Origin of the sequence: Luteipulveratus halotolerans (assembly GCF_001247745.1) — a bacterium.
Classification (GTDB): domain Bacteria; phylum Actinomycetota; class Actinomycetes; order Actinomycetales; family Dermatophilaceae; genus Luteipulveratus; species Luteipulveratus halotolerans.
Map to the genome: position 1 here is coordinate 3489859 of NZ_LAIR01000002.1, position 20569 is coordinate 3510427.

General features: G+C 69.9%; 19 protein-coding genes and 2 pseudogenes. 11 read left to right on the forward strand and 10 right to left on the reverse strand.

Features of this window, described 5'->3' with window-relative positions; all coding sequences use genetic code 11:
• Positions 1 to 88: 88 nt before the first annotated feature.
• Positions 89 to 1828: a pyruvate dehydrogenase gene (locus tag VV01_RS17550; protein WP_050671022.1), complete on the reverse strand. Its 1740-nt coding sequence runs from the start codon at positions 1826 to 1828 to the stop codon at positions 89 to 91.
• Positions 1829 to 2004: 176 nt separating this feature from the next.
• Between VV01_RS17550 and VV01_RS24695 the strand changes: the two genes are divergently transcribed.
• Positions 2005 to 2139 carry a hypothetical protein gene (locus VV01_RS24695; RefSeq protein WP_269431137.1) on the forward strand — a complete coding sequence of 45 codons (135 nt, stop codon included), beginning with the start codon at positions 2005 to 2007 and terminating at the stop codon, positions 2137 to 2139.
• Here the strand turns inward: VV01_RS24695 and VV01_RS17555 are convergent.
• Both VV01_RS17555 and VV01_RS17560 read right to left on the reverse strand, forming a co-directional pair.
• On the reverse strand, positions 2120 to 2722 hold the full coding sequence (locus tag VV01_RS17555; protein ID WP_050671023.1) for an NAD(P)-dependent oxidoreductase: 603 nt from the start codon (positions 2720 to 2722) through the stop codon (positions 2120 to 2122). The genes VV01_RS24695 and VV01_RS17555 overlap by 20 nt on opposite strands.
• Complete coding sequence (locus VV01_RS17560; protein ID WP_071606431.1) at positions 2632 to 3612, reverse strand: EamA family transporter; 981 nt, start codon at positions 3610 to 3612, stop codon at positions 2632 to 2634. The genes VV01_RS17555 and VV01_RS17560 overlap by 91 nt, the downstream gene beginning before the upstream one ends.
• Positions 3613 to 3703: 91 nt before the next feature.
• Here VV01_RS17560 and VV01_RS17565 point away from each other — a divergent pair, with 91 nt between their 5' ends.
• Positions 3704 to 4207 carry a MarR family winged helix-turn-helix transcriptional regulator gene (locus VV01_RS17565; protein WP_050671024.1) on the forward strand — a complete coding sequence of 168 codons (504 nt, stop codon included), beginning with the start codon at positions 3704 to 3706 and terminating at the stop codon, positions 4205 to 4207.
• Positions 4208 to 4274: 67 nt separating this feature from the next.
• Here the strand turns inward: VV01_RS17565 and VV01_RS17570 are convergent, their stop codons facing one another.
• Positions 4275 to 5081: a crotonase/enoyl-CoA hydratase family protein gene (locus VV01_RS17570; RefSeq protein WP_050671025.1), complete on the reverse strand. Its 807-nt coding sequence runs from the start codon at positions 5079 to 5081 to the stop codon at positions 4275 to 4277.
• A gap of 83 nt (positions 5082 to 5164) precedes the next feature.
• Here VV01_RS17570 and VV01_RS17575 point away from each other — a divergent pair, with 83 nt between their 5' ends.
• Positions 5165 to 6463: a methyltransferase domain-containing protein gene (locus VV01_RS17575; protein ID WP_050671026.1), complete on the forward strand. Its 1299-nt coding sequence runs from the start codon at positions 5165 to 5167 to the stop codon at positions 6461 to 6463.
• A 28-nt stretch (positions 6464 to 6491) separates the two neighbouring features.
• On the opposite strand, the gene VV01_RS17580 is transcribed toward VV01_RS17575, so the two are convergent.
• The 3 genes from VV01_RS17580 to VV01_RS17590 form a co-directional block, all read right to left on the reverse strand.
• Positions 6492 to 6905 carry a rhodanese-like domain-containing protein gene (locus tag VV01_RS17580; RefSeq protein WP_157508906.1) on the reverse strand — a complete coding sequence of 138 codons (414 nt, stop codon included), beginning with the start codon at positions 6903 to 6905 and terminating at the stop codon, positions 6492 to 6494.
• Positions 6906 to 6951: 46 nt separating this feature from the next.
• A complete protein-coding gene (locus VV01_RS17585) occupies positions 6952 to 7686 on the reverse strand; it encodes a dienelactone hydrolase family protein (RefSeq protein ID WP_050671028.1) in 735 nt (244 codons plus the stop codon).
• A gap of 251 nt (positions 7687 to 7937) precedes the next feature.
• Positions 7938 to 8699 (reverse strand): DUF4352 domain-containing protein, encoded by a 762-nt coding sequence (locus VV01_RS17590; RefSeq protein ID WP_050671029.1) that lies wholly within the window; start codon positions 8697 to 8699, stop codon positions 7938 to 7940.
• A gap of 202 nt (positions 8700 to 8901) precedes the next feature.
• On the opposite strand from VV01_RS17590, the gene VV01_RS17595 reads away from it, so the two are divergent.
• The 7 genes from VV01_RS17595 to VV01_RS17625 all read left to right on the forward strand — a co-directional run bounded on the left by VV01_RS17595 (position 8902) and on the right by VV01_RS17625 (position 16203).
• Positions 8902 to 10218, forward strand: a complete 1317-nt coding sequence (locus VV01_RS17595) for a sensor histidine kinase (protein ID WP_157508907.1) — start codon at positions 8902 to 8904, stop codon at positions 10216 to 10218.
• Positions 10215 to 10904 carry a response regulator gene (locus VV01_RS17600; protein ID WP_050671031.1) on the forward strand — a complete coding sequence of 230 codons (690 nt, stop codon included), beginning with the start codon at positions 10215 to 10217 and terminating at the stop codon, positions 10902 to 10904. The genes VV01_RS17595 and VV01_RS17600 overlap by 4 nt, the downstream gene beginning before the upstream one ends.
• Before the next feature lie 75 nt (positions 10905 to 10979).
• A complete protein-coding gene (gene trxA / locus VV01_RS17605; RefSeq protein WP_050671032.1) occupies positions 10980 to 11354 on the forward strand; it encodes a thioredoxin in 375 nt (124 codons plus the stop codon).
• Between the two features lie 302 nt (positions 11355 to 11656).
• Positions 11657 to 14812, forward strand: a complete 3156-nt coding sequence (locus VV01_RS17610) for an ATP-binding protein (RefSeq protein ID WP_050671033.1) — start codon at positions 11657 to 11659, stop codon at positions 14810 to 14812.
• The gene (locus VV01_RS17615) at positions 14809 to 15225 is read left to right on the forward strand and encodes a roadblock/LC7 domain-containing protein (protein ID WP_050671034.1); all 417 of its coding nucleotides are present in this window, start codon (positions 14809 to 14811) and stop codon (positions 15223 to 15225) included. The genes VV01_RS17610 and VV01_RS17615 overlap by 4 nt, the downstream gene beginning before the upstream one ends.
• Positions 15226 to 15236: 11 nt before the next feature.
• The gene (locus VV01_RS17620; RefSeq protein WP_082221071.1) at positions 15237 to 15632 is read left to right on the forward strand and encodes a DUF742 domain-containing protein; all 396 of its coding nucleotides are present in this window, start codon (positions 15237 to 15239) and stop codon (positions 15630 to 15632) included.
• Complete coding sequence (locus VV01_RS17625) at positions 15613 to 16203, forward strand: GTP-binding protein (RefSeq protein WP_050671035.1); 591 nt, start codon at positions 15613 to 15615, stop codon at positions 16201 to 16203. The genes VV01_RS17620 and VV01_RS17625 overlap by 20 nt, the downstream gene beginning before the upstream one ends.
• An 83-nt stretch (positions 16204 to 16286) precedes the next feature.
• On the opposite strand, the pseudogene VV01_RS17630 reads toward VV01_RS17625, so the two are convergent.
• The 3 genes and pseudogenes from VV01_RS17630 to VV01_RS17640 form a co-directional block, all read right to left on the reverse strand.
• Positions 16287 to 16991, reverse strand: a pseudogene (locus VV01_RS17630) (IS30 family transposase); the annotation flags it as partial.
• A 340-nt stretch (positions 16992 to 17331) separates the two neighbouring features.
• A complete protein-coding gene (locus VV01_RS17635; protein WP_197275092.1) occupies positions 17332 to 17958 on the reverse strand; it encodes a carbonic anhydrase in 627 nt (208 codons plus the stop codon).
• Positions 17951 to 18619 carry a YoaK family protein gene (locus tag VV01_RS17640; protein ID WP_197275093.1) on the reverse strand — a complete coding sequence of 223 codons (669 nt, stop codon included), beginning with the start codon at positions 18617 to 18619 and terminating at the stop codon, positions 17951 to 17953. The genes VV01_RS17635 and VV01_RS17640 overlap by 8 nt, the downstream gene beginning before the upstream one ends.
• A gap of 445 nt (positions 18620 to 19064) precedes the next feature.
• Between VV01_RS17640 and VV01_RS17650 the strand changes: the two are divergent.
• Positions 19065 to 20269 (forward strand): annotated as a pseudogene (locus VV01_RS17650) (IS3 family transposase).
• Positions 20270 to 20569: the final 300 nt, after the last annotated feature.

A 20569-nucleotide genomic window follows, 5' to 3' on the forward strand; every position in this document is an offset into this window, starting at 1 on the left:
ACGAAAAGACCCGCTCCTTGCGAAACGACCCGCGGATCAGCGGGTCGTCTCGCAGAACGCGGGTCGTTTCGTGGAGCGGCTCGGCCGGTCAGCGCGGGATGTTGCGCAGGTTCGACCGGGCCATCGAAACCGCTTCTCCCGCACCGCCGTTCAGCACGATCTTGCTCATCGCGGTGGCGAACCCGAACACCTGCGACGAGGAGATCTTGGGCGGGATCGACAATGCGTTGGGGTCGGTGACGACGTCGACGAGCGTGGGCCCGCGCTGCGCGAGCGCCTCGCCGAGCGCGCCCTCCAGCTGGCGCGGGTCGGTGACGCGCACGGAAAACCACCCCATCGCAGCGGCGATCGCGGCGTAGTCGACCGACGGCACGTCGACCCCGAAGTCGGGCAGCTTGTCGACGAGCATCTCGAGCTTGACCATGCCGAGCGTCGAGTTGTTGAAGAGCACGACGTTCACGGGCAGCTCGTACGCCGCGACCGTGAGCATCTCGCCGAGCAGCATGCCGAGCCCGCCGTCACCGGACACCGAGATGACCTGCCGTTCGGGCTGCGCGAGCTGGGCGCCGATCGCCTGCGGCAGCGCGTTGGCCATCGACCCGTGCAGGAACGAACCGATCAGCCGCCGCGTGCCGAGCGGGTTGACGTAGCGAGCGGTCCACACGTTGCACATGCCCGTGTCGGCGGTGAAGATCGCGTCCGGCGCGGCCACCCCGTCGAGGATGGACGCGACGTACTCGGGGTGGATCGGCTCCTTGTGCTCGACGTTCTTGGTGTACGCACCGACCGCCTTGTTCATCAGCTTGTCGTGCCGTTTGAGCGTCTGCTCCAGGAACTTGGTGCTCTTCTTGGGCTGTACCAACGGTTTCAGGGCGATCAGCGTCGCGAGCACGTCACCGTGCACCGGGATGTCGACGGAGGTACGCCGACCGATCACCGTCGCGTCGCGGTCGACCTGTGCGGTGCGTACGTCGGGGAGGAACTGGTCGTACGGGAAGTCGGTGCCGAGCATGACCAGCAGGTCGGCACCCTCCATGCCCTGCGCCGCAGCGCCGTAGCCGAGCAGGCCCGTCATGCCGACGTCGTAGGGGTTGTCGTACTGGATGAGCTCCTTGCCCCGCAGCGAGTGCCCGATCGGCGCACCGATGGTCTCGGCCAGGTCGACCACCTCGTCGTGGGCGCCCGCGACGCCGGCGCCGACGAAGATCGCGACCTTGTCGGCGTCGTTGATCGCCTTGGCCAGCGCCTCGACGGAAGCCTGATTCGGTTGCAGCACACCCGGACTCACGGGCACGTACGTCGGTGCGTCGTGGGTGGCCTCCTCGTCGGCGATGTCACCGGGCAGCGTCACGACCGCGACTCCCGGCGCCGACACGGCGTGCCGGATGGCGGCGTGGACGACCCGGGGCGACTGCTCCGGCGTACTGACCATCTCGGAGTAGACCGAGCACTCGGTGAAGATGCGGTCGGGGTGGGTCTCCTGGAAGTAGCCCTGCCCGATCTGGCTGCTCGGGATGTGGCTCGCGATCGCGAGAACCTTTGCGCCAGAACGGTTTGCGTCGTAGAGACCGTTGATCAGGTGCAGGTTGCCGGGGCCGCACGAGCCGGCGCAGGCGACCAGCTCGCCGGTGACCTGAGCGTCCGCGCCGGCCGCGAACGCCGCCGACTCCTCGTGGCGGACGTGGATCCAGTCGATGCCGCCGTTCTGCGCGCCGCCCGTGCGGCGTACGGCGTCGACGACGGGGTTGAGGCTGTCGCCCACGATGCCGTAGATGCGGCGTACCCCCGCGTCTTGCAGCTGCTGGACGATCTGGTCGGCGAGCTTCATGACACTCCGTTCGCATGCGGCTGGGTCGTGCCCCACGCTAGCCCGGCGCAGGTCCGGGTCGACAGAGCCCACCTGCATCCCCCAGCGGTGCAGGTGGGCTGGGTCGGCGACGTCAGACGGCCGCGGGCTCCGGCGTACGCACCGGCTGCGTCAGCTGGGAGGCGCGCCTGCGCCTCATGATCGAGACGCCGGCGCTGCGAGCGCGCCATCTCGGCAGCCAGTACGCCCTGCAGCAGACCGTGGTCGACGCACTGCGCGACGGCGGCGAGACCGACCCACCGAGCCGGCAGGTCAGGCAGTGGCGACCGTGAAGCGGGTACGCCGATGCGCCGGCTGCTCGATCTCGTCGACGACCGCGACCGCCATGTCCTCCATCGAGACGTACGACCGACCCGAGCCGTCGACCAGCAGATCGTCGTGGCCGACGCGGTAGGAACCCGTGCGCAGACCGGGCTCCATCAGAGCCGACGGCGTGACGTAGGTCCAGTCGGCGTCGGGATGGGCGCGGCACGCGTCGAGCTGGTCGGCACCTGATCGAGCCAGGTCGGCGATCTCGGCGGGGACCCACCGACGGTCGTCGGCGACGAGGCGGTCGGGCGCGTCCGGGACGCGCAGGCTCCCCGCCCCACCGACCATCACGAACCGCACCCCCGCTGCCGCGTGCGCATCGAGCAGCGCTCGCGTGACGTCGAGGGCGGTGTCCTCCTGGCCCGGGAGAGGACGGGTCACGCCGACCCCGAGGTCATGGCCCGCCACGACCCGGCTCACGGCCTCGGGATCGGCCGCGTCGAGGTGCGCGGGCGTCAGGGCTGTGACCTCGTGCCCGCGGCGCAGGGCTTCGGCGACGACCCGGCTGCCGACGTTGCCTGCTGCTCCGATGACGGCGATACGCATGATGACTCCTGCTGTGAGAGAAGGGTTCTGGACTGGTTGAGACGGGGTGCGGGCAGCTGCGCCGCGAGGATCGACAGGAGCGCGACGGCGAAACCGACGGTCTGCAGCGCAGTGAGGCCCTGCCCGAGGACGATCCAGCCAAGGGCCGTCGCGACGACCGGCGACAGCAGTGCGAGGAAGGACACCGCGACGACCGGCAGCTCTCCGATTCCTCGGAACCACAGCGAGTACGCGATCAGGGCACCGACGACCGAGAGCCAGGCGTAGCCACCGACGGCCGCGAGGTCCACGTGCGGCGGCGCACCCTCGACCAGAACAGCCACGGGCAGGAGGAACAGACCACCGGCGGTCAGCTGCCAGCCCGCGAACGGCACGACGCCGACGGGCCGACCCCACCGCCGCGTGAGCACGACGCCCGCGCTCATCGCGAACGGCCCCGCTAGCCCGGCGACGACACCGAGCAGGTCGAACCCGGCGCCCGGCCGCAGCACCATCATGGCGACGCCGCCGAGACCCGCCACCGCCCAGACCAGTCGCCACCGCGTCGGGCGCTCTCCGAGCAGCGCGAACGCAAAGCCCGTGGTCGCGAGCGGCCCGACCGCGCCGAGCGTGGCCGCAACTCCGCCGGGCAGCCGGTACGCCGCCAGGAAGAGCAGCGCGAAGAAGGCGCCGATGTTGAGGAGGCCGAGCACCGCCGCCCGCCACCACCACGAGCCGCGCGGCAGCCGGCGTCCGATCGCGATGGCGATCAGTCCGGCTGGCAGCGCTCGCAGCACACCCGACATCAGCGGCCGGTCCGGTGGGAGCAGCTCGGTCGTCACCAGATAGGTCGTGCCCCACGAGACGGGAGCAATCGCAGTCAGCGCGGTGCGACGGGCGACGTTCGACATGGCAACCTCTCAACGTTGAAATGTTCAACGTTGAGACCATAGGTCGCTGCTATCCTCAACGTCAAACAGTTCAACGTTGAGAGGTTCAGCGATGGCCCGTGACGCAGTCGACGAGATCCTCGACCAGTGGCGCACAGCGCGACCCGACCTGGACGCCTCGCCCATGGGCGTCCTCGGCCGCCTGTCACGAGCCACCAGGATCGCCGAGCGGCAGCAACAGGTGCTCTTCTCCGAGCACGGGCTGCAGCAGAGCGAGTTCGACCTGCTGGCGACACTGCGCCGGGCGGGCGGCCCACGAGGCATGACGGCCGGGGCGCTCGCTGACGCAGCAATGAAGACGTCCGGCGCGATCACCAACCGCATCGACCGGCTGGTCGCCAAGGACTTCGTGACACGGGACGTGGACCCGGCCAGCCGACGTACGGTGCTCGTCGCGCTCACGCCGAAGGGGCGCCGGCTCATCGACCGGGCCGTGGCCGAGCACATCGAGAACGAGCGGGACATCCTGGCGGGCCTCTCACTGCGCCAGCAGGACCAGCTGGCCGGCCTGCTGCGCACTCTGCTGGTGAGCCTCGACGACGTCGGCAGGGGCTGACGCACGCACAACGGGTGTCGTCCTGCGCGTCAGAGCGCGCGGGACGACACCCGTTGGGCAGGCAGGGTCAGGGCAGCAGGCGCTTCTTGAACCGCGGCACCGCGCCGTCGCCCGAGCCGGACGCCTTGCGGATGATCGCGGTGTTGGGTGCGGCGAGCAGGATCGCCTGCTCCAGCCGCTCGCGTGCGAACGTCCGACGCGGCGAGGACGACCAGCGCGCGTTGAACAGGCGCTTCGCCGCAGCGACCGCGTCCGGCGAGCGCTCGGCGATCCGACCTGCCAGGGCGACGGCGTCGGCGTACGGGTCATCGGCGACCGAGGTGGCGAGGCCGAGCCGCACGGCCTCCTCGCCGGAGACGATCTCGGCCGTCATCGTGAGCCGCTTGGCGGTGTCCATGCCGACCTGCTGGGCGAGCGAGCGCACTCCGCTCATGTCGGGGATCAGCCCCCACCTGCCCTCGAGCACCGACCACTGGGCGTCGGGCGTGGTGATGCGGAAGTCGGCCGCGAGCGCGATCTGCAGGCCGCCGCCGTAGCAGTGGCCGTGGACCGCCGCGATCACCGGCACGGGCAGTCGGCGCCACGCCCAGCACGCCTCCTGGAACGGGTTGGTGCCGAGCCAGGGCCGCGGGGTGAACCGGCGGGCGATCTGCACCGGGCCGTCCTTGAACACCGAGCCGAAGTCGAGACCGGCGCAGAACGAACGCCCCTCACCGGTGAGGATCACCGCGCGCAGCGTGCGGTCCGAGCGCAGCTCACGGGCGGTCCGGGCGAGCTCGTCCAGCGCCGGCAGCGTGAGGGCGTTCAGCTTGTCAGGGCGGTCGAGGCGCACCTGGGCGACGCCCGCGTCGACGGTGGTGGTGAGAAAAGCCATGCGCGCAAGGCTACTCGTCGGTAGCCCAAGTCGATCCGCCGAATTCCTTGCGGGGGGATGGCCGGTCGCCTTGACTGTCAGCCATGGCAGACCTGCGTCGCTCGTTCTACCGGACCTCTGACCAGCTCAAGGGTGCCGTGCGCCCGTACCGCGACCGGCTGGCCGAACGCGTGCCCGCCCTCGCGCCGTACGTCACGCGCCGTCCTGCGATGAGTCCGCTGCAGCGCCAGCGTCACTTCTGGGAGGAGTCGGAGGCTGCCCTGGCGCCTGGACCGTACGCCGCGGCGTCGGTGCAGGCGATCCTCGACAGCCTCGACATCACGATCGAGACCGACGACCCGATCCTGGAGATCGGGTCCGGGGTCGGCGCCACCCTGGCGGCTCTCGTCGACGCCGGCTTCACCAACGTGACCGGCGTCGAGATCAACCCGATGGCCGTCGAGTCGATGCGCGTCCGCTACCCGCAGCTCGCCGAGGTGCCCGTGCTCGTCGGCCCGGCCGAGACGGTGCTCAAGGGCCTCGCCGACGACCAGTTCAAGCTCGCCATCGCGATCCGCACCCTGCAGCACACCCACCCCGACAGCGCCCACCTGTTCGGCACCATCTCGCGCCTCGCGAGCACGGTCATCACCATCGACCAGCCGGCCACGCTGGGCCGACACGTCTTCCCGTGGGACTTCGGCGCGGAGTTCGGCAAGCACGGCATGACCGTCCGCACCCGCAAGCCGCTGGTCGTGGACGGCAAGCAGACCCGCGACACGATGCTCATCCTGCGCCGCATGGAGAGCCGCAAGAAGCTGTACGAGTTCTGGCGCCAGCCCGCGCCGAGCGGCAACGTGCCCGCGTCGTACCTCCTGCCGACCTATCGCAGCCACGCGCTGCGCAAGCTCATCGACGACCTGCCCCGCGACTCGCGCATCCTCGAGCTCGGCTGCAACATCGGCCGCAACCTCGCCTACCTGCACGACCACGACTTCCCCGACGTGATGGGCATCGAGATCAACCCGCACGCCGTGGCCCAGCTGCGTCAGTCGTTCCCGCAGCTCGCCGACAACGAGATCCTGATCGGCCCCGGCGGTGAGCACCTGCCCCAGATGAAGGACGACTCGCTCGACCTGATCTTCACCATGGCGGTCATGGAGCACCTGCACCCCGATGAGGCCAAGCCGGTGTTCGACGCGATGACGCGGATCAGCAGGCGCGTGCTCGCGATCGAGCCGTCCAACCGGCTGACGCACCGCCAGTTCCCGCACGACATCCCCAAGGAGTTCACCTCGCGCGGGATGCGCCTGGTGTCGGCGACGCCGATGAAGGACATCATCGAGAACCCCAGCGACATCGGGCTCGACGCCTTCACGGCGTACCGGTTCGAGCGCGACTGAACCGACGTCGTACGCCGGTCGCCGCGCCTCAGACGGTCGCGGTCGGGAAGCCCTCGGCGCGCCACTGCGTGATGCCGCCGGCGAGCACCCAGACCTCGCGCAGCCCGTGCCGCCGCAGCGCAGCGGCCACGGGAGCGACCTCCGCCTCGTGGTCGCCGCACAGGATGACCGGTGCGTTCCACGAGCTGACGTCGACGGCGTCGCGCGGCTCGAGGTCGGGGTGCACCACCACCGCACGCCGGTGCCGCGGTCGGACGTCGACGAGCGTCGCGCGCCCCCAGAGCGCGTCCTGGTACGCCGCGCGCGGGCTCACCCGCCCCGGCTCGTCGACCTCGGGACACGGCTGCACACCACCGGAGAACAGTGAGGTCTCCCAGCGGACGTACGAGGTCGGCGCACCTGGCATGCCGTTATTAAAGGTGTAAGCACGTGTTATGTCCATGTGCGCTCGGACGTCTCTCGGTCCGTGGACGCTCCGTGCCTCGCGCTCAGGGCGTACGCAGGCGGTCAGCGAAGAACGCCAGCACCCGGTCCACGCCCTCCTGCTGTCGGTGGCGCGTGAGCGTGCTGTGCCCCGGCCCCGCGAACTCCACGCGGATGAACCCCTCACCGAGCTCGCGGGTCAGCGCCTGGAAGCGCGAGCCGGTCACCCAGTCGCGGGCGAACCGCAGACCCAGCACCGGGCACCCGTCGACGACGCGCTGCTTCACCGCCGCGAGGTCGTCGGGGCTGAGCGCGAGGTCACTCCCACGGCCGCGCGTGATCGGCACCGGTGACGCCGGCTGCGTCACGACCGGCGCCGCCACCGACGGGTCGACCATCATCGCGAGCGCGAAACCGCCGGTGAAGCACATGCCGAGCGCACCCACGCCCGGACCGCCGAGCTCGTGGTGCAGCGCCCGGGCGAGCGCGCGCAGCCACCCCGCCACGGGCGTCGTACGACCGCGGGCGAACATCGTGAACTCCTTTGAGACACAGACCGATCCGATGGTGCGCAGACTGTTGGTCGCACTGTCGGGAGCCTCGGCCACCCCGAACAGGTCGGGCAGCACCACGGTGTAGCCGGCGTCGACCACCTCGTCGGCGAACGCCACGACCTCGGGCGTGAGGCCCGGGATCTCGTGGATGACCACGACGCCCGGGCCCTCGCCCCTGCGGTGGACGTCGTGCGCGACGCCGTCGTGGACGAACACCGACCGTGACCAGCGCGCGAGCCCGTTCATGAGAGCAAGCGTGCCGTACGCCCACCGGTCCGGTCAGCGTTCGCGGTCACCGTGGTCTCGATACGGGCATCACTGCGTTCGCCCTACTCGACCAGCGGGACTCGCCCGCCGCTGGTTGAGCCGGGCGAGCCCCACAGGGCGAGACCGCGTCGAAACCTACGTACGACACAGGGAGACTCTCCCCGTACGTCACGTGGTTTCGACACGGCCCTCGCCTAGCGGCTCGGACCGGCTCAACCAGCGGTCGGGCGCTACCGCAGGTCGACCGTCACGCCGCCGGAGAACATCGAGTCGTGCAGCTCGATCTTGGCCGGCGTCGCACCCACGGGCATGTCGAACACCAGCACACCGGTGACCTGGTTGCCGGGGTTGATGTCCTCGTACATCACCTTGTTGTCGTTGCTGATCACCGCGCCGGCCATCGAGTTCGCCTCGTACGACTTGCCGTTCGCGTCGAACACCTTCTGGTTCATGTCGGACAGTGCGCGCGTCTCGTCACCGGTGTTGCGGACCTTGACCGTGACCAGGACGAACTGGCCCTGGGCCTTCTCGTTCAGGAACTCGCCGCCGACCGACTTCCGTCCGCTCTGCACCTTGGTGACGGTGAACTCGAACTTGCCGTCGCGTACGGGCGAGCCGATCCCCGCGCCCTTCTTCTCCTCCTTCTTCGCCGCCGGCTTCGAGTCCTTCTTCGCTGCTGCGGAGGACGTGCCCGCGGGTGCTGCCGCTGCCGGCGCCTCGCTCGCGGCCACCGGGGACTGGCTCGCCCCCTCCGACGAGCCAGTCCCCGACCCGCCCCCGGACGCCGCGGCCGCGATACCGCCCACGACCATGAGCCCGGCCAGACCGGTCAGCACCTTGTGCCGCGCCACCCAGCCCGGCCGCTGGGGCGGGACGTACTGCCCACCCGGCGCGGGCGGCGTACCCGGCTGCCACTCCCCCGGCTGACCCGTCCCCCACGTGCTCGGCGGGACGGGCGGCTGACCGTTGTTGTCGTGGTGACGCTTGCTCATGACGTGCTCCTTCGCTGACGGTGGCCGTCCCCCTGGGCCGGCCGCTCGCCAGTGGGGCGAGCACGAGAAGTTCATCGCTGGACGGGGTCGCGCCACATCGCCGAACCGGTCACACCTGACCGACCGATCGGATGAACGCCGACCGCCCTCCTTCCGCCGAAAGGTCGATGGCACAGGCCCGTTCGCGCCGTAGATTGACCGCGTGAGCACGCCCGCCTGGCCGGTCCCCGGCCCGCAGCAGCCGGCGGCTCCCCACAGGGCGGTACGCCGGTGGGGGCCGACGCACTGGCGGCGCCTGCGGACGACCCTGATCGTGATCGGCTGCGTGTTCACCTGCACACTCGCCATCTCCATGGCCGACGGCCGCGACAAGATGGCGCGCGGCTTCGCCCCCACTGACACCGACGCCACGTCGGACTGGTCGGTCCTGATCTGGCTCGTCGGCGTCGGCCTCGCCGTCCTCACGATCTGGCGTACGCGGTGGCCGGAGCTGCTCGTCGCTCTCAGCAGCGTGGCCGGGCTCCTGCTCCCGCTCGACACCGCACCGGCGCTCGTCGGGCTCACCCAGCTCATCGTCCGGCGCAGCGACTGGCGTCCGTGGGCAGCAGGTGTCGCCGTCTCGATCGGCACGGTCGGCTCCGTCTGGCGAGACAGCCGAGGCACGACCAGCGAGTCGTCGTTCTGGCAGATCATCACGGGCGCCACCGAGACCGCGCGCGACCCGTTGCCGTGGTGGGCCGTCGCGATCATCAGCGCCCTCGTCGTCGCAGCCACCGTGGGCATCGCGCTCACCATCCGCGCGCGGCGCGAGGTCGCGACGTACGCCGAGCGCGGCGCGGCCCAGGCCGAGCGGCTCGACGCGATGCAGGACGACCTCGCCCGCAAGGTCGAGCGCGAGCGGCTGGCCCAGGAGGTGCACGACGCCCTCGGGCACCGGCTCTCGCTGCTGTCGCTGCACGCCGGCGCGCTCGAGGTCAACGCCGGCGACGAGCAGACCGCCCGCAGCGCGGCCCTCTTGCGCCAGGGCGCCCAGCAGTCGATGGACGACCTGCGTTCGCTGCTGTCGATGCTGCGCAACCCGGGCGACCCCGACGTCGCCGCACGCGTGCCCGACCTGGCCGACGTCCCGACCCTGATCGACGAGAGCCTCACCGCCGGGTCACCGGTCGTCGCATCGGTCTACATCGACCGGACCGAGCCGTTGCACCCGGTCGTGAGCCACACGGCGTACCGCATCGTCCAGGAGCTGCTCACCAACGCCCGCAAGCACGCACCGGGCACGCCGATCCGCTTGCAGGTCAACGGTTCTGCGCAGTCGGGCATCGAGATCTCAACCGCGAACCGGATGCCCGCGGACGCCCCGCCGTACGCCGGTCAGGGCACCGGCCTGGTCAGCATCACCGACCGCGTCCGACAGGTGGGCGGCCGGTCGAAGGTCTGGGTCGACCAGGAGCGGGCGTTCCGCGTCGGTGCGTGGCTGCCGTGGAACCCGATCGCCGACCAGGAGCCGCGACCATGACGACACCCGAGCCCGTGACCCGTGTGCTGCTCGTCGACGACGACCCGCTCGTCTGCCAGGGGTTGGAGATGATCCTCGCCAGCGCCGCCGACGTCGCCGTCGTGGGTGTCGTGCACGACGGTGACCAGGTCATCGACGCCATCCACCGGCATGCGCCCGACGTGGTGCTGCTCGACGTACGGATGACCCGCCAGGACGGCATCACCACGGCCGCCGCTGTGAGCCGGCTGCCGTCCGCCCCGCGGGTGCTGATGCTGACGACGTTCGACCACGACGACGTGATGCTGCGCTCGGTGCACGCTGGTGCGGCCGGGTTCCTGCTCAAGACGTCGTCGCCGGTCGAGATCATCGAGGCCGTCCGGTCCGTCGCCACCGGGGCCGGCGCTCTGTCGCCCAAGAGCACCGAACAGCTGCTCACCCACGTCCGCACCGACGTCGACCCACGCCGCGAGCAGGCCCGCACCGCCCTGCAGACCCTCAGCCCGCGCGAGATGCAGGTCGCCCGCGCACTCCGGCGCGGCCTGTCCAACGCCGACATCGCCCGCGAGCTCTACGTCAGCGAGGCCACCGTCAAGACGCAGCTCTCCAGCGCTCTGGTCAAGGTCGCACCCACGCTCGGCGCGCTGGGGCTGCAGGGGCGCGTGGGGCTGGCGGTGCTCGTCACCCACGCGGGCGGGGAGAGCTGAGCACCGGCGTACGGAATCATCGGCGCTCACAGACGTTGCACCAGGTGAACCACACCCGATCTGCAGGAGCCGACCATGGCCACCCAGACCCTGACCGCTGACAACTTCCAGAAGACCATCGAGGACGGCGGCATCGTGCTCGTCGACTTCTGGGCCGACTGGTGCGGGCCGTGCAAGCAGTTCGGCCCGGTGTACGAGCAGGCCTCCGCCAACAACACCGACATCGTGTTCGGCAAGGTCGACACCGACGACCAGCAGGAGCTCGCCGGCGCCCTCAACATCAGCTCGATCCCGACGATCATGGCGTTCCGCGACGGCGTGCTGCTGCACGGCCAGGCCGGTGCTCTGCCGGGCCCGATGCTCGACGACCTGATCCAGCAGGTGCGCGAGGTCGACATGGACGACGTCCGCCGCAAGATCGCCGAGCAGGAGTCCGGCGACAACGGCTGACGACCCGCCTCCTCGTACGCCGAAGGGCCCTGGCAGCACGCGCCAGGGCCCTTCGGCACGTGGGTGCTGTAGCAAGCACTTCGTCCAAATCGGCACAAGTCTTCGCGCAGTACGAGACCATGGGCGGTGGCTCGCAACGGGGCGAAACGCCGACGACAGTGCTTGACGGATGACTTGACGCGCGTTTGGTCATTCGCAGAGCGACCGCTTACCTTGTGTGGCGAGATTCACCCGGACCGGTGACCGTCTCACGTCGGCGCAGCCAACCAGCAACCCGGCTGAGGCCTGAAGGGAATGACAGCGTGAGCGAACGGCAATCTCGTGCCCAGCGAGAAGAACCGGAGTCCTCGGCTGCCCGGTTCTCCTTCGCGGAGTGGTCCCTGCGACGCAAGCTCGCCGCCCTGCTCGCCATCCCCGTGCTCCTGGCAGCACTGTTCGCGGGCCTGCGGATCAACGACTCGCTCGACAACTACCGCAGCTATTCCAAGGCCGTCGAGCAGGCCAAGGTCCTGCAGCCCTCGCTCGACTTCATGGTCGCGAGCGAAAACCTCGCCGAGGCGGTCGCGAGCCCGACCGACAACGCCAAGCTGCGCCCGGCCCAGCAGGCCTACGACACCACGTCCAAGGCGCTCGCCGATTCGCTCGACGACCACGACCTGACGACCGAGCAGATCTCCGGTCTCAACCGGGCGATCGCGGCCGGCAACGCCCTGCGCAACTCCACCGCCGCGCTGCCCGCCGAGTCGGTCTCCGACCGCATCAGCACCATCGCCGACGGTGTCTCCGGTCTGTCCACCAGCATCAGCCGCGGTCAGCCCGACGCCGCCCTCGACAGCATCCCGGCCGTGGTGTCCGGCCGCCAGGCACTGGCCGACCAGCGCGTGCTGGTCGCCTCGCGCGGCGGCGGCAACCTCACGGCGAGTGCCCGCGCCACCCTGTCCGGCGCGGTCGGCCGTGAGGCCGGCGCGATCCGCGACCTGAGCAACGCGTTCGGCACCACCAACGAGCAGATCGTCCGCCTCAACGACAACGCCAGCTCGCGCCTCACCGCATCGGCCAGCCCCACCGGTGACACGACGCTGATCGGCACCGACACCTCGCTCAACAGCTACGTCACGCTGTCGGACGACCTCATCCACCGGGCCGCGACCAACCTCGGCGACGGCGCGTCCAACGCCCGCGGCGACGCGATCCGCGACTCCCTCGTCACGCTCGCTGCCCTGCTCGCCGCTCTCGTCCTCGCGCTCGTGGTCGCCCGTATGCTGCTCGAGCCCATCCGCCGGGTGCGCAGCGGCGCCCTCGAGGTCGCCCACCAGCGCCTGCCCGAGGCCATCGAGCGCATCCACCAGGGCCAGGAGATCTCCCAGGACATCCGGCCGATCCCCGTGCGCACGCACGAGGAGATGGGCCAGATGGCGCGCGCCGTCGACGACATGCACCGCCAGGCACTGCGCCTGGCGACCGAGCAGGCCCGACTGCGTACTCAGGTCGGCAGCATGTTCGAGACGCTGTCGCGCCGCAGCACCTCACTGGTCAACCAGCAGCTCGGCCTCATCGAGTCGCTCGAGCGCGACGAGGACGACCCGCAGCGCCTCGAGAGTCTCTTCAAGCTCGACCACCTCGCGACCCGTATGCGCCGCAACGGTGACAGCCTCCTGGTGCTCTCCGGCGCCTCCTCCCGCAGCGGCACCGCCCAGGACCTGCCCATCACCGACGTGCTGCGCGGTGCACTGTCCGAGGTGCAGGACTACCAGCGGGTCGAGCTCGAGTCGATCCCCGAGCACCTCGTCCGCGCCGCCGCCGGGTCGGACATGATCCACCTGTTCGCCGAGCTCATCGACAACGCGCTCGCCTACTCGCCGTCGACCACCCAGGTGGTGCTGCGCGGTGCCCGGGCCGGTGAGGGCGGCGTCCTGGTCGAGGTCGAGGACTCCGGTCTCGGCATGGACGCCGACACCATGGCCGACATCAACCTCTCGCTCGAGGCCGGTGCCGAGGTCACGCCCGACACCGCCCGCCACATGGGCCTGTTCGTGGTCAGCCGGCTCGCCGAGAGCCACGACGTCACCGTCGACCTGCGCAAGAGCAAGACCGGCGGCGTGGTCGCCTCGGTCGCCCTCCCGAGCGGCATCCTGGTCCAGCGCGAACGCCGCGAGGTGACCGGTCCCATCGAGCTGCGCGAGCAGGCCGACCGTTCGCAGGGCGGCTCGCACTCGCTGTCCAGCGTGCCCGACCCGGCCGAGTCGTCCTCGTACGACGACGCGCCCACCACCACGATGACCCTCGCCTCGTCCAACGGCACGCGCACCGGCGCCACCAGCGCCTCCGCGGCGTCGGGTTCGTTCGGTGTGACCGCGCCGCCGGCCGCCGACGACCGCGAGCCGGTCGACCGCGACCCCACCCTGACCGCGCTGCCGTCCGGTCTGCCCAAGCGACGCCCCGGCGCCACCGGAGCGGGCCAGATGGGTTCGCTCGACATGCTGCGGCCCGTGCCCGGCCCGCACCTCGACGGGCCGTCCCGCGACACCGGCCGCAGCACGTCGTACGACGACGACGACACCAGCTCGTTCCTGCCGCGCAACCCCGACTCGGCTGCCAGCACGTCGACCGACTCGTCCAACGGGTTCGAGACGACGTCGTTCGACAGCACCGCGTTCGACAGCGACCTCGACTCCCGCAGCAGCACGTCGTACGACGACCTGCTGTCCACCGCCGGCGGCGCCTCGTCGTTCAGTGACCTGCTCCACCCGAACGGCTCGGGCGACGACGCCACCTCCGAGTGGAAGCCGACCTGGACGCCCTCGGAGGACACCTTCTCGGGCACCGACGTCTGGACGCCGCTGTCCGACGAGCCGCTGCTCCCCGAGGCCGACTCCTCCGCCGAGCGGGTCGCGCCGACCAACGCCTCGGCGTTCTTCTCCGCACGCTCGGAGGTCCGCGGGGGCCTGACCGACGACCCGTACGACTTCACGTCGCCGGCCCCGACCGCCGACCCGTTCGGCCTCGGCAGCACGAGTGAGACGACCACGTCCGAGGTGGCCGCCCCGAGCGAACCCGCCGACCCGTTCGACATCGACACCTCGGCGGAGCCGGTCGACGAGGCGGACACCCCGATCTTCGGCAGCATGCAGTCGCAGTGGCTGAGCGACGAGACGTCCACCGACCTGCCCTGGGCCAGCTCGCAGGTCGAGGCCGGCTGGGAGGCCGCGGACCGAGCCACCAGTATCGGCACCGTGACCCACACCGAATCCGGCCTCCCGAAGCGTCGCCCGGGAGAGTTCCTCGTGCCCGGCGCCGTGACGCCGCCCAAGGACTCGTTCGGCGACCGTGACCCTGCCGAGATCCGCGACCGGCTGAGCCGCCATCTCTCCGGCGTACATCGCGGACGTACGGCGTTGCGTGATGGCACTCTTGGCGACGACCCATCCGGTTCCCCTGAGGAGACAGGCCGAGCATGACCAACTACACCGGTGCCACCGACCAGCGCAATCTCGACTGGTTGGTGACCAAGTTCGTCGATGACGTCCCGGGGGCCGCCCACGCGGTGCTCGTGTCGGCCGACGGCCTCCTCATGGCCGGGAGCGCTCGGCTGCCCGCCGACCGTGCCGAGCAGATGGCCGCGGTGTCGTCCGGGCTCGCGAGCCTGGCCACCGGCGCGGCGCGCCTGTTCGAGGGCGGCACGGTCTTGCAGTCGATCGTCGAGATGCAGCGCGGTTACCTGCTGCTGATGAGCGTCGGCGACGGCTCCCACCTCGCGGTCCTCACCGTCGAGTCCGCTGACATCGGTCAGGTCGGCTACGAGATGGCCGTGCTCGTCGAGCGCGTCGGCCGCATGGTCCAGGCTGAGGCCCGAGGGCCTCAGGCACTGTGACGGAGTGACTCATGGCGACCCGTGATGACGGCCCAGGCAGGGCAGGACGCGACGAGGAGGCCCCGCGCGCGGGCATCGTCCGTCCCTATGCGCTGACCTCGGGGCGCACGCGCGCCAAGGTCGACCTCCCCGTCGAGGCGACCCTTCAGCTCGACCCCTCGGTCTGGGACCAGACCTGGTCCGAGGACGACCTCACCGCACGCATCGTGGCGGTCTGTGAGGCCACCCCGTCGGTGGCGGAGGTCTCGGCCAAGGTCGGCGCACCCCTGGGTGTGGTCCGCGTCCTGATCGGCGACCTCATCGAGTCCGGCTACCTCAAGGTCCAAGCCACCCTCACCGACCACTCCTCCACCGGGGAGCGACACGACCTCATCGAAAGGACCCTCCGTGGACTACGGGCGATCTAGCCAGACCCCCGCCTCCGCCTCGACCAAGATCGTCGTGGCAGGCGGCTTCGGCGTCGGCAAGACCACACTGGTCGGCTCGGTCTCCGAGATCGTCCCGCTGCGCACCGAGGCCCTGGTCACCGACGCCTCCGAGGGCGTCGACAACCTGGCCTCCACGCCGATGAAGTCCACCACCACCGTCGCCATGGACTTCGGCCGCATCACGCTGGCCGACGACCTGGTCCTCTACCTGTTCGGCACGCCCGGCCAGCGGCGCTTCTGGTTCATGTGGGACGACCTCGTGCGCGGTGCGATCGGCGCGATCATCATCGTCGACACCGCTCGTCTCGATGAGGCGTTCTCGGCCATCGACTACTTCGAGGCCAAGGGGCTGCCGTTCATCGTCGCGGTCAACGAGTTCGACAACACCGCGCGCTACCCGATGGACCAGATCGCCGAGGCGCTGTCGCTGCCGGCGTACGTCCCGATCATGCCCATCGACGCCCGCGAACGAGAGTCCGCCAAGCAGGCCCTCATCCGCGTCACCGAGTTCGCACTGCAGCAGCTGTCGGGCTCGCCCGCCGGCGCCTGACGCCGGTCCTCGCTCGGCCTCGGACACACAACGCCCACTTCCCGGGCGAAATGTGACTTCAGGAGTGGGCGGTCTCAAGCGGTTTACGCAACGTTTTGCTGGTTGAGGAGCTTGTTGAGCTTCTCGGCTGGGGTGGCCCAGCCGAGGGTCTTGCGGGGGCGGCCGTTGAGCTCTGCTGCGACGTTGTCCAGGATGCCGGGGCCGTGCAGGGACAGGTCGGTGCTCTTGGGGAAGTACTGGCGTAGCAGGCCGTTGGTGTTCTCGTTGCTGCCGCGTTGCCAGGGTGAGCGCGGGTCACAGAAGTAGACCGGGATGCCGGTGGCGAGGCTGAAGCTGGCGTGCCGGGCCATCTCGCTGCCCTGGTCCCAGGTCAGTGACCGGCGTAGGTGTTCGGGCAGGGTCATGATCTTGGCGGTCATGGCTTGCTCGACCTGCTCGGCGGTGTGCCCGTTGGGCAGGTGCAGCAGCATCACGAACCGGGTCGATCGCTCGACCAGGGTCCCGATCGCTGACTGGTTGCCGGCGCCGATGATCAGGTCGCCTTCCCAGTGGCCGGGCACGGCCCGGTCATCGGCCTCGGCAGGACGTTCGCTGATGTTGACCATCCCGACGATCTTCGGGTGCTTGCCGGCCCGAGCCGCGCCGCGCGGGATCCGCCGGGCCCGCCCGGACCGCAACGCGTCACCGACCTGCGCGCGCAGGCTGCCACGCCCTTGGACGTACAGCGCCTGGTAGATCGTCTCGTGCGACACCCGCATCTCCGGATCGTCAGGGAAGTCCGTGCGCAGTCCGGTTATCTGCAGCGAGTCTCGACTTGGTCCACTTCTCCGCTGGTGAGACCGTCGATCACATGTGACCTACTGACCTACGTGCGTGGCACACGCGCGGGAGCATGCCCGACCGGCTGCTGCGAAGGAGTTGTGGGGGTGCCCGCAACGAAGGCGACGCGGCGCCCTGTACGCATCGCCGTCCGCAGCGCCTCCTGGGCCCTGCCGGCCCACGCCGCACTGGCTGCTGGTGCCCGGCGCGGCGCAGCCACCGGCACACCTCGAGGTCGTCCAGGCGGGCGGGCCTAGGTCCAGGACGCTCAGGTGCGGAACCGGGGCGGTCTCGGGTGACCCGGCAGGCTTAGACCACCCCCGCGCGCGCATGGGTGGCTGCGGTGTCGGGAGTGAAGCTGTGCAGGGGGTGGATACGGCCGTCGTCGAGGCCGTAGATCCAGGCGTGCACGGTGGGGCCGTCGTGGCGTTCCCAGGCGTCGCGGATGATCGGGGTATGGGTGAGGTGCTCAGCCTGGGTGATGGCGTTCAGCTCGCACAGCCGGCGCAGGGCCTGCTCCTCAGGCAGGGCGTCGACCTCGGCGCGGTGGCGGGCGTACACGTCCTGGATGTAGCGCAGCCAGTTGTCGATCAGGCCGATGCGGGTGCCGTTCTTAGCGGCGGCGACGCCGCCGCAGCCGTAGTGGCCGCAGACGATGATGTCGGAGACCTTCAAGACCTCGACGGCGTACTGGATGACCGAGTGGGAGTTGTGGTCGGCGTGCGGGACCACGTTCGCGATGTTCCGGTGGACGAACACCTCGCCGGGGTCTAGGCCGATGATCTGGTTGGCTGGGACGCGGGAGTCTGAGCACCCGATCCACAGGTAGTCCGGTGCCTGCTGTGTGGACAGGCGGGTGAAGAAGTCGGGGTCGGCGGCGGTCCTGGCCTTCGACCAGGCGGTGTTGTTCTCCAGCAGCAGGGCGATGTCAGACACGGTCGGACTCCAGTTCATGGTCGGATTTGTCGGTCTCGGGGTCGGCAGCGGCTCGGCGGTGGTGGTAGGTGAAGTAGGCGATGCCCAGCAGTGCGCACACGCCGGCGGGGTAATACAGGGCGTTGGTGCCGTCATCAATGGCGTTGACCGCTCCCAGGGCGCCGCCGATCACGAAGAACAGCATGGTCAGCACCAGCACCGAGGCGAACCACACGTCGGTGCGCTTGTGGGTGCTGCGCCCGATCAGCGCGCCCAGGTCGGTCAGCGTGCCGGTGAAGTGGGTGGTGCGCAGCACCAGGCCCCGGTAGTTGGAGAACATGGCGTTCTGCAGCCCGCACGCGGACGCCGCAGCGATCATCGCGCCGGGTTCCAGGCCGGCACCGTCCAGCAGCGGCGCGGCGGCGAGCAACCCGGCCTCGATCAGCAGCGCGCCGCCGTAGCGGCGGCCGGTCTCGGTCTCGGTACCACCAATGATCGCGCCACCGAGCACCGCCCCGGCGAAGAACCCCAGCAGGATCAGCATCAGCTGCTCCAAGTCGGGCAGGTCGCCCTCGACCACCTCCATGCTGAAGTGGGTCAGCGACCCCGACACGTGACTGACCGGGTACACCAGGTCCACGAGCAGGGTCGAGTTGATGAACCCCGCGATCGCGGCCAGCACGCACACATAGATCATCACGAAGCGGCGCAGGTCAGGGTCATCGGGAAAGGTCGGTCGAGCCATGCGAACCCCTAACTGGATTGCCGTGAGTGCCTTCCCCCCGAAACGCGCTCACACCGTAAGCGACATGCCCGCCCGGCCGCTCGGCCCGAGGTGGGGACGGCGGCGTGGGTGCCTTGGCGACCGCTAAGGGCCACCGGCTAATGCAAAAGCGACATGACCATTTGCAGGCCTTCCGTTGAAGCAATGCTGACCTCCATGGGACACGCGCTTGGTGCACACTTCTCTCAGCATTCAGAGCGTGCCGACACCTGCCAGAGAATGTGACTCGAGACACGACGTCCCGCATCCCGAGACACAGGGTGGGCACGGCCTGGGGACTGCTGCACGAACAGGTGACATCTGATCTGGCTTGCCCGTGAGGGTGGCCTGGAAGGATGTTGCTGTGCCCAAGCCCTACCCCCGAGAGTTTCGTGATGATGTCGTGCGCGTCGCCCGCGGCCGTGAGCCGGGTGTGACGCTGGAGCAGGTCGCCAAGGACTTCGGTGTCCACCCGATGACGTTGAACAAGTGGTTGCGCCAGGCCGCGATCGATGATGGCGACAAGCCCGGCACGACCACGGCTGAGTCTGCTGACCTGCGGGAGGCCAACGGCGGATACGGCTGCTTGAGCAGGAGAACGAGGTGCTGCGCCGGGCGGCGGCCTACCTGTCTCAGGCGCATCTGCCGGGAAAAGGCTCTACCCGCTCGTGAGTGAGCTGGCCGCTGACGGGATCCCCGTGACGGTCACGTGCCGGGTCCTGAAGCTCCACCGTCAGAAGTACTACGCCTGGCTGGCCAGTCCGGTCACCGGTCGTGAGCTGCAGGCGGCCTACCGGGCCAACGCGTTGTTCGATGCCCACCGTGATGATCCAGAGTTCGGGTACCGGTACTTGCTTGTGGAGGCCGCCGACGCGGGTGAGGTGATGACGCCGCGCACGGCGTGGCGGATCTGCTCGGCCAACTCCTGGTGGTCGGTCTTCGGCAAGAAGCGCGGCAGCCACGGCAAGAAGCCCGGGCCACCGGTGCACGATGACCTGCTCGCCGGTCAGGACGAGCACGGCGTGATCCGGCACTCCTTCACCGCCGCCGCGCCGAACCAGGTGTGGCTGACCGACATCACCGAGCACCGCACTGGTGAGGGGAAGCTGTACCTGTGCGCGATCAAGGACGCCTGCTCCGGGCGGATCGTGGGCTACTCCATCAGCGACCGGATGAAGTCCACCCTCGCGGTCGGCAGCCCTGGACTCGGCCGTCGCGCGGCGACGCGCGCAGGGGCAGGACGTCACCGGGTGCATCGTGCACTCCGACCGCGGCAGCCAGTTCCGCTCACGCAAGTTCGTGCACGCCTTGAACCAGCACGCGCTGACCGGGTCGATGGGCCGGGTCGGCGCTGCCGGTGACAACGCCGCGATGGAGTCCTTCTACGCGCTGCTGCAGAAGAACGTCCTGGACCGCCGCACCTGGGACACCCGCGAAGACCTGCGGATCGCGATCATCACCTGGACCGAACGCACCTACCACCGACGTCGACGCCAAGACCGCCTCGGCCAGTTGAACCCCATCGAGTACGAGACCATCATGACCACGCCAGCCGATCAGGCGGCATGACTACCACCTGTCACCTGTTCGTGCAGCAGTCCCCAGGTCCACGCCTTCTATCAAGCTGCAACCGACCTCGACGCCCAGCTGCTGCACCCTCCAGCGCTGCATCCGGAATACCACGAGGACTACTTCGGCGCCTTCATCCTCGACCCGCATGACATCAACCTCGAAGCCGTCTGTCACACCCCACCCGCCGGGTCAGCACATCAAGGTCAGTAAGCCTTGCCTGCGCGAGATGGGCCGTCCGGGTCACGGTCAGGCGGGCGCGAGGTGGACGTCCCGCGGACCCTGACGTTCGGCACACGG

Coding starts and splice junctions, on each gene's coding strand:
- VV01_RS17550 (WP_050671022.1), bottom strand. CDS start 1,828: ATGAAGCTCGCCGACCAGATCGTCCAGCAGCTGCAAGACGCGGGGGTA.
- VV01_RS24695 (WP_269431137.1), top strand. CDS start 2,005: ATGATCGAGACGCCGGCGCTGCGAGCGCGCCATCTCGGCAGCCAGTAC.
- VV01_RS17555 (WP_050671023.1), bottom strand. CDS start 2,722: ATGCGTATCGCCGTCATCGGAGCAGCAGGCAACGTCGGCAGCCGGGTC.
- VV01_RS17560 (WP_071606431.1), bottom strand. CDS start 3,612: ATGTCGAACGTCGCCCGTCGCACCGCGCTGACTGCGATTGCTCCCGTC.
- VV01_RS17565 (WP_050671024.1), top strand. CDS start 3,704: ATGGCCCGTGACGCAGTCGACGAGATCCTCGACCAGTGGCGCACAGCG.
- VV01_RS17570 (WP_050671025.1), bottom strand. CDS start 5,081: ATGGCTTTTCTCACCACCACCGTCGACGCGGGCGTCGCCCAGGTGCGC.
- VV01_RS17575 (WP_050671026.1), top strand. CDS start 5,165: ATGGCAGACCTGCGTCGCTCGTTCTACCGGACCTCTGACCAGCTCAAG.
- VV01_RS17580 (WP_157508906.1), bottom strand. CDS start 6,905: ATGGACATAACACGTGCTTACACCTTTAATAACGGCATGCCAGGTGCG.
- VV01_RS17585 (WP_050671028.1), bottom strand. CDS start 7,686: ATGAACGGGCTCGCGCGCTGGTCACGGTCGGTGTTCGTCCACGACGGC.
- VV01_RS17590 (WP_050671029.1), bottom strand. CDS start 8,699: ATGAGCAAGCGTCACCACGACAACAACGGTCAGCCGCCCGTCCCGCCG.
- VV01_RS17600 (WP_050671031.1), top strand. CDS start 10,215: ATGACGACACCCGAGCCCGTGACCCGTGTGCTGCTCGTCGACGACGAC.
- trxA (WP_050671032.1), top strand. CDS start 10,980: ATGGCCACCCAGACCCTGACCGCTGACAACTTCCAGAAGACCATCGAG.
- VV01_RS17615 (WP_050671034.1), top strand. CDS start 14,809: ATGACCAACTACACCGGTGCCACCGACCAGCGCAATCTCGACTGGTTG.
- VV01_RS17620 (WP_082221071.1), top strand. CDS start 15,237: ATGGCGACCCGTGATGACGGCCCAGGCAGGGCAGGACGCGACGAGGAG.